The 7,344-nt window shown below is 71.6% G+C and carries 8 protein-coding genes; 1 reads left to right on the top strand and 7 read right to left on the bottom strand.

Annotated elements, in window-relative coordinates; translation table 11 throughout:
* The 6 genes from VG276_25070 to VG276_25045 form a co-directional block, all read right to left on the bottom strand.
* A partial coding sequence (locus tag VG276_25070; GenBank protein HEV8652565.1) for a hypothetical protein occupies positions 1 to 818 on the bottom strand: 818 nt, incomplete at its 3' end.
* A complete protein-coding gene (locus tag VG276_25065; GenBank protein ID HEV8652564.1) occupies positions 815 to 1,891 on the bottom strand; it encodes a head maturation protease, ClpP-related in 1,077 nt (358 codons plus the stop codon). The genes VG276_25065 and VG276_25070, both read right to left, overlap by 4 nt.
* Before the next feature lie 6 nt (positions 1,892 to 1,897).
* Positions 1,898 to 3,283, bottom strand: coding sequence for a phage portal protein (locus VG276_25060; protein HEV8652563.1), 1,386 nt, complete (start codon positions 3,281 to 3,283; stop codon positions 1,898 to 1,900).
* Positions 3,270 to 3,500, bottom strand: a complete 231-nt coding sequence (locus VG276_25055; protein ID HEV8652562.1) for a hypothetical protein — start codon at positions 3,498 to 3,500, stop codon at positions 3,270 to 3,272. Before VG276_25055 ends, VG276_25060 begins: the two co-directional genes overlap by 14 nt.
* Before the next feature lie 3 nt (positions 3,501 to 3,503).
* A complete protein-coding gene (locus VG276_25050) occupies positions 3,504 to 4,961 on the bottom strand; it encodes a hypothetical protein (GenBank protein HEV8652561.1) in 1,458 nt (485 codons plus the stop codon).
* The gene (locus tag VG276_25045) at positions 4,936 to 5,529 is read right to left on the bottom strand and encodes a P27 family phage terminase small subunit (protein HEV8652560.1); all 594 of its coding nucleotides are present in this window, start codon (positions 5,527 to 5,529) and stop codon (positions 4,936 to 4,938) included. The genes VG276_25050 and VG276_25045 overlap by 26 nt, the downstream gene beginning before the upstream one ends.
* A 100-nt stretch (positions 5,530 to 5,629) precedes the next feature.
* Here VG276_25045 and VG276_25040 point away from each other — a divergent pair, with 100 nt between their 5' ends.
* A complete protein-coding gene (locus tag VG276_25040) occupies positions 5,630 to 5,827 on the top strand; it encodes a hypothetical protein (GenBank protein ID HEV8652559.1) in 198 nt (65 codons plus the stop codon).
* 214 nt (positions 5,828 to 6,041) lie between these two features.
* On the opposite strand, the gene VG276_25035 is transcribed toward VG276_25040, so the two are convergent.
* Positions 6,042 to 7,241 (bottom strand): DNA modification methylase, encoded by a 1,200-nt coding sequence (locus VG276_25035; GenBank protein ID HEV8652558.1) that lies wholly within the window; start codon positions 7,239 to 7,241, stop codon positions 6,042 to 6,044.
* Between the last annotated feature and the right edge of the window lie 103 nt (positions 7,242 to 7,344).

Here is a 7,344-nt window from a genome sequence, read left to right as displayed (position 1 = left end):
GTCGGGATGACCTCCGGCTGCGCCAGGGCCGGGGCGTTGTCGGTGGACGGCAGCGCCTCGCCGAGCCGCCCGACGGTGATCCCCGCGGAGGTGACCCCCCTCCAGCTCTTCCCGACGATCGTCTCCACGCGGGCCATCTGCCTGAGCGGGTTGGTCGCCCCGTCGGAGGTGATGATGACGGTGGGGTCGAGCTCGAAGGGGACCGCGACGCCGGTGCCCGACAGGGTCAGGGCGGCCTGGGGGCGGGGCACGTCGCTGCGGCCGGTCAGCTGCGCCCAGAACCAGCGCTCGTACTCCGGGGACCCGGTCGCCAGGATCCGGCGGGCGAGGGTGCCGCGCTCGTCATCGACGGCGTCCAGGAGGCGCAGGACGGTGGTCTGGGCGTCCTCGCGGGTCACCACGTCGCGGACGGTGCCGTAGCTGGCCCGCTCGATCGCGCGCTTGGCGTTGTCGTGCAGCTGCGCCCGGTACTCCTCGTCGGAGCTGGACTGCGAGCGGATCCGCGCCAGGTCGTAGATCTCGTTGCCGCGGCGGCGGATCACCACCGGCGTGCCGCCGTTGCCGTCCCCGACGCGCTCGGTCGCCTTCGGGTTGGCGTCGGCGATGGCGGCCAGGCGCTCCTTGCGGGCGCGCAGCTCCCGCAGCGCGGTGATGTGGGCGTCGCGTTCGCCGTTGAGGCCGTTCCACTCCTCCCGGACCGTGTCGGGCATGACCTGGCCGTCGTAGTCGGTGTCGATCTCGCCGAGGCGGTCGTCGATCTCGGTGACGCGGGCCTCGCGGTCGTCGATGGAGAGCGCGGGCGCAGCCATGGTGCTCATCTGGCGGGTTCCTCTCTGTGCGGGCGCGGGAGGTACCAGGGGGCGGTCTCTCCCAGGTAGCTGCGGCGGCTGTCGCCGTTGCTGGCGGTACGGGTCGGGGCAGGGGCGGGGGCGGGTGGCGCGTCCTCCACGCGCGTGGTCTCGGCAGGCGCAGGGGCGGGTGGTGCCGGGGCCACAGCGGCCGGCGGCGGGGCCGGCCCATCCGGAGCGGGCTCACTGACGGCAGGGGCAGGGCGGGCGAACACGCTCAGGTCCCAGCGGTCCTCCACCGGGCGCCCGTCGTCCTCGCTGACCTCGTCGACCAGCCCGGCCTTGTACGCCTCGTCGGCGAGGTACCACGTCTCGGCCAGCATCCGCTCCCGCCACGTAGCCACCTCACCGCCGGCGCGGGCGGCGTAGATCGACGCGATGTTGTCGCCGTGCTTGTCGAGCAGGTCGCCCATCTCCCGCATGTCGGTGGCGTTGCCGACCACCAGGCCGAGCGGGTCGTGGATCATCAGCATGGCGTTGGCCATTGCGGTGACCCGGTCGCCGGCCATGGCGATGAAGCTGGCGGCGGACGCCGCGAGGGAGTCGACGACCACGTGGACCTGGGCCTTATGCTGGCGCAGGCCGTTGTAGATCGCGATCGCGTCGAACACGTCCCCGCCGGGGGAGTTGATGTGCAGCTCGATCTTCGGCGTGGTCACGGCCCGCAGGTCCTTCACAAATTCTGCGGCGGTGACGCCGAACCACCCAATCTCGTCGTAGATGTCGATGATGGTGGTGTCGCCGTCGGTTGTGGGCTCGTCCCGGTCCTCGCCGTCGTCCTCGGTGGCGTTGGCGGTGATCCGGTACCAGGGTCGGGCCTGCTGGGCGACCGGGCGGGCCAGCCGCAGCCGTGGCCGGCCTTCGTCGAGGCCCAGGCCCATGACGATCCCCGGCACGACGGCCGCCGGGATGCGGTTGCCCATGCAGTGCTCCTCCGTCCGTCGCCGCAGCGCGGCGCAGTAGGCAGCCGGGTCGTCCCGGTCTGAGTTGGCGCGCTCGCACTCGTCCTGGTCGGCGAACTCGCAGTCAGGGCCGAAGGGCACGCCGCATCACCTTGCCATCCCAGTTGGGACCTTGCCGTTGGCCTGCCCGTTCGAGGGTGCAGGCTGGTCGGTGAACGGCGGCTGGAGCTGCACGCTGAGGAGTCCCAGGTGCTTCAGTCTCGACCAGTCGTGGTTCTTGACCGCGTCGATGGCCGACTCCGGGGTGAACCCATCACGGACCAGCTTCACGATCGTGCCGGCCTCCTCCGCCTGGATCTTGGCGAGGTCGCCGGCGTCCTCCCGGAGGAAGCTCACCGAGCGGGTGTCGAACCACAGGGACGCGCCCTTGGCGTTGGCCGGGTCGGCGACGAGCGGCTCCAGCGACGCCGACGCGTTCACCCACCAGTGCTGCGCCGTGCCGTCGGCGAACCGGCGCCGTGAGCTGGTGAAGTTCCCCGCATTCAGCGACGACCCCTGCAGGCCCTCGCTGAACCCCACCCACGACGGCGGCACCCCAGCTGCCGCGGCCAGCCGGCTCTCGGCCTTGCCGGCCACCGCGGAGAAGTCCATGTCCTTGAAGCTGGACCCGACCGGGACCGGGTCGGCGCCGCCGCCCAGGTAGAGCGTCTTCCACGCCTGCCAGGTGCCCTTGTGCTCCTCCTCGAACAGCGCCTTGAACTCCCGGACCTGCTCGATGGTGATGCTGGGGTCGAACCTGAGCGCCAGGTTCGGCGTCGCGGAGTTGCGGAAGAACGCCAGCTTGTGCTCGGTCTGCGCCGAGTCGGCCTGGAGCTCCCGCAGCACCGGCGTGACCCAGCTCATGCCCAAAAACACCCGGTCGGGGTCGGGGAGGGGCGCGAACAGCGCCACCTCACCCGGGTCGTCCAGGAGCACCATCGGGCCCATGGGCGGCTTGTACGCGAACCCGAGGAGCTCCACGTCGGCGGCCTCGGCGGGGTGGTCGGCGTCCTCGTTGGAGCCGAGCACCACGATCACGTGCTCGGGCCGGAGCCGGACCAGCCGGGAGGCGCCCCGCCGGGTGACCTTGCGGGTGAACGACGTGCCCGCGGTCGATACGTCCACTTCCATGCGGGCGAGCAGGTCCGCGGTGGTGCCGCCCCGCCACGGCCGCTCCAGCAGCTTGAGCGCGGGGGTGCCGAACAGGTCGGTGGGGACGCCGCCCTCGAAGCGGGTCCACTGAAACCGGGCCTGGCTGAAGACCTGGAGGCGGGCGACGATGAGGGCGAACACGGGGCCGCTCGCGTGGTAGGCGGCGGTGGCGGTCTGGGCGAGCCGCTCCTCGTCCAGCTGCCCCATCGTGGTGCGCAGCAGCGGGTACTCGCCACTGAAGCCGGTGAACCTGAACAGCTCGGCGTACTCGTCCAGGCTCAGGTTCGCTGGCCGCCGCTGCGGCGGCGCGCGGCTGGCGGCGACACGGTCAAGGAACCCCACGCGGTGGCCTCCCGCCGGGTGTCGTGCGGGCGTCCTGGTAGCCGACCTTCGCCGCCGCCCACGCGAACCCGACGGCCAGCGTCGCCTTGCCGGCCAGCCAGCCGGTGAGCCAGAACACCCCGACGAGCAGGGTCAGCAGCGCCCGGCCGAGGTGCACCTCGCGGGCCTCGGCGCTGACGCGGTCCAGCGGCACCCGGTCAAGGATCCTGGTCGCCATCGGTCACCTTCCCGTGAGCGCGAACGGTGCGGGCGGCGTAACGGTCGGGGTGGCGGCGAGGTCGACCGCGCCGACCGCCGCGACGGCCAGGTCGATCTTCGGGCCGTGCCGCCCGGCCTTGGTGATGTAGGCCCCCTCCGGGGTCTCCTTCACCACCGCGTTGCGGAGGTGGCGGGCCAGGCGCGGGTCGCCGTCCTGGGTGAGGCCGGCGGTCACGACGGTGGTGTAGAACCGGGAGCACGCCGCGCTCATGCGCTTGCGCAGGTTGGTCTCCCACACAAGCACCGGCGGCTCGCCGTACGCCTCAGCCCACTCCTCACCCTCGCGGTGCCAGCCGAACGGGTCGTAGCCGAACAACCGCACCCTCCACCGGTGGAACGTCTCGGCGACCCTGGCCTTCACCTGCTCACGGGGCACCAGCCAGTCGTGGGCGCCCTCCGGCCGCTCCCAGCAGCCGATCACGAACACGTGCGGCCGCTCGCCCGGGACCACGCCGACCAGGGCGGTCGAGTCGCCGTTGTAGGAGCCGTCGAAGAACGCGACGATCTCGGTACCGTCGGGTGGGACACCCCGGTCAGTGCCGGCGAGGTCCTCCCACGCGCCCGGCGGCAGCCACTGCCCTTCGGGGCGGACGAGCTGGGCGAGGTGGTAGCGGCGGAACTCGTGCTCAGGGACCCGGTCAACCTCGAGGCGGGCGGCGACCCGTTCGATGTCCAGCCACCCGGCCGGGTTCGCCTCTGCGATGGCCGCACGCAGTGCCGCCGGGTCGGTGAGGTCGTGGCGGGCGTCGGCGGTGTACCAGACGAACAGGAACGACGGGTCCGCCGCTTCCCCGGCGGCGACCTTCAGGCCGTAGGCGTGCAGCCGGCCGAACAGGCTCCCAGGGTCGGCGTTGTCGGGGGTGGACAGGTTCAGCTCAAGGCCTTCGGCACGCTTGGCCAGCGAGTTCCCGATGACCAGGTGGACCCGCTCCTTGCGGCCCTCCCACTCGTGGATCTCGTCGAACCCCGCGCACGTCGGCAGCCCACCGTCGTTGGTCCCCCCGATCGCCGCCACCCGGAACATCCGCCCCGGACGGTCCTTCAAGAGCAGCTCGGTCTCGAACGCCTCCAAGTGCGGGCGCAGCGGCCCCTCGGCCACCATCGTCCGGGCCGCGCCGAACAGCCGGTCCGCCTGCTCGAACGACGCGGCCGCCACCGGGATGTTGGGGCTCTTGCGCATCCCACCCCGGCCGTCGGGAGTCGCCACCGTCGGGCCGGCGAGCTCGGCCAGGCACAGCGCGGCAACGAGCTCGGTTTTCCCGCAACCTTTGGGAAGCACCAGCAGCAGACGCCGGACCAGCCGTTTGAGCGTCGCCGGGTCGTACTCGTAGAGCCGGTAGATCAGCGCCCGCTGCCAGTCCTCGAGCCGGAACGGCTCGCCCAAATAGTCGCCTTCACCGTGGACGAGGAACTTCTCCACCCAGCGGCAGACCCGTGGGCCGAGCGTGGGCGGCAGCGGGTCGGCTGGTGGACTCCACAACCCGTGTCCGCGGGTCGTCGGTGGGATCGTCGTCGCTGTCATCGTCCAGGGCCCTGTTCAGCTCGTCCAGCGACCGCGCCGCCTCCCCGAGCGCGATCCCCAGGCGCAGCCGGGCGATCGGGGTCATGCCGAACGCGGCCTCGGCCCTGGCGATCTGGCTCTCGAGCTGGGCGAGGTAGCCGAGCAAGGGGTTGGCGACCGGCTGGCCCATCGACCCCTTCACCAGCCGGGACTTGCGGACGACCTTGGCGACCCGGTCGTACTCGTCGGTCGCGGCGATCCAGCGGACCAGCGCGGGCAGGTCGGAGGTGCGGTCGACCGCGTCGGCGACCTTCGACGCCCAGAACGCCGCCCACCGGTCCCGGGCCGGCTTGAGCAGCCCCGGCGGTGGCGGCGGGGCCGGCTCCTGCCCGCCCGCGAGCGCGACCAGGCCGCCCTGGCGGCCGGTGGTCGTCCGCTGGTTGCGGCGCTGCCGCCGCTCAGGGGTCTTCGGCGGGGGGCCGGACATCAGGATTCGCCCCAAGATTCTGTAGGGTCAGGCTTGACAACCGTAGGGCCAGGGTCTACAGTGTCCCTAGCGAAGAACAGACCAGCCAGGAGGCAACCAGATGAGCACCACCGAGCACTTCCCGGTCCGTCCCACCCGCGACAGCGTCAAGAACGCCCTCAGCTACTGGATCGATGTCGGCTTCATGCCCTACTCCTGGACCCGGCAACTCAACCGCCAGCTCCGCATCGTCGCCCGCCAGCATGGCCTGCGCTCCGGGGTCCTGTACGACCAGCTGCGCGCCGAGGTGACCCGGTGACCGGCCACGCTCACACCTGCCTGCCGCTCGGGGCCGCCGACGCCGCCGAGCGGTACGGCGTCGGCCGCGACGCCATCCAACAGCGCCGCTGGCGCGAAGGCCACGGCCTGTCCCGGGATCCGATGCCCGACCCCGACTGGACGATCTCGGGTCGCCCGGCGTGGTGCGCCCACACGCTCGACCCGTGGGCGCGACGAGTGCTGCGCTGGCAGAGTCAGGCGGTGAAGTCGTGGGGCTCGCCGGTGGCTTCCAGGATCGGCTTGGTCCCGGTGTGCTCCTGGTAGCGGCTTAGCACAACGTCGCAAGTTGCCGGCTCGATCTCCACCAGCCACGCTGCACGATCCTCGGCGTGTGCCGCGATCAGCGTCGAGCCGGAACCGGCATACAGATCCAGCACGACGCCACCCGGATCGCTGGAATTCTTGATGAACTCGCGGAGTAGCTCAACCGGCTTGGCGGCGTTGTGGAGTCGGTCATCACCGCTGGGTCGGCTGACGTGAAGGACGTTGGGCCGGTAGACGAGTCGCTGGCCGGCGGGGCCACTGTTCGTCATGGTCCGCTGCGGCGGCAGCTTGCCGAAGAAGGCGACCAGCTCATGGGTGTTCCCGTAGTGGGAGCCCATGCCCATGCCGCCCTTGTCCCAGACGATCATGTTGTGGGGGGTCATGTGGCCGCGCTTGGCCGCCTCCCAGAGAGACGCCCAGCTTCGCCAGTCGCAATGGACGTAAGCGTGGCCGAACTCCTTGAGGCGGGCGTGGATGGTGCGCCACATGGCCTCGAAGAATGGCCGGACCATCTTGTCGTCGGCTACGTCGGAATCCACACCCGAACTGGAACCGTAGATCGCAAAGGGCGGGTCGGTGACCACGAGGTCGGCCAGCGCGCCATCGGTCAGCCGGTCGAGGTCCTCGGGGGCGGTGTTGTCCCCGCACAGCAGCCGGTGGTTATCGCCGAGCAGCCATAGACCCCCCGGCCGGGTCACCGGTTCCGCTGGCGGCTCCGGCACCTCGTCCGGGTCCGTCAGCTTCGCCGGAACCACCTCGCCGGCCAGCAGCGCGTTCAGGTCCGCCTCGGTGTAGCTCGCCGCCTGAAGCAGCGCCGAATCCACCGCGTGGACCTCGGCCGCCATCGCCGCCAGGTCACCGAGGTCGAACGAGCCCAGCTCAGACGTGCGGTTGTCGGCCAGCGCGAACGCCTTCGCGGTCGCGTCGTCGTCGTCGACCCGCGTCACGGCCAGCTCCGACCAGCCCAGCTCCCGCGCCGCGGCCAGCAGGTGGTTGCCGGCGATCACCGTCCCGTCTGCCCGGGCGACCACCGGCTTGCGCTGCCCGAACCGCCGCAGGCTGCGCGCCACCGCCGCCACGTCACCCCGGCGCGGGTTCCCCTCGAGTGTGCGCAGGTCGTCCAGGGGCACCGCGAGGGGCCGCAGCGGCTCGGCGATCACCACGCGGCCCTCCGGTCGAAAAAAACGGGGCTGGGGAAAACGGGGGGCGAACCCGTACGCGAAACAGCGACTA

This window comes from Actinomycetes bacterium (assembly GCA_036000965.1).
Lineage (GTDB): Bacteria > Actinomycetota > CALGFH01 > CALGFH01 > CALGFH01 > DASYUT01.
This window is presented reverse-complemented; position numbering and strand designations above follow the sequence as displayed.

What these genes read in the sequence shown, in the direction of transcription:
- VG276_25040 (HEV8652559.1), top strand. Translation starts at nt 5,630, where the DNA reads ATGAGCACCACCGAGCACTTCCCGGTCCGTCCCACCCGCGACAGCGTC.
- VG276_25055 (HEV8652562.1), bottom strand. Translation starts at nt 3,500, where the DNA reads ATGGCGACCAGGATCCTTGACCGGGTGCCGCTGGACCGCGTCAGCGCC.
- VG276_25045 (HEV8652560.1), bottom strand. Translation starts at nt 5,529, where the DNA reads ATGTCCGGCCCCCCGCCGAAGACCCCTGAGCGGCGGCAGCGCCGCAAC.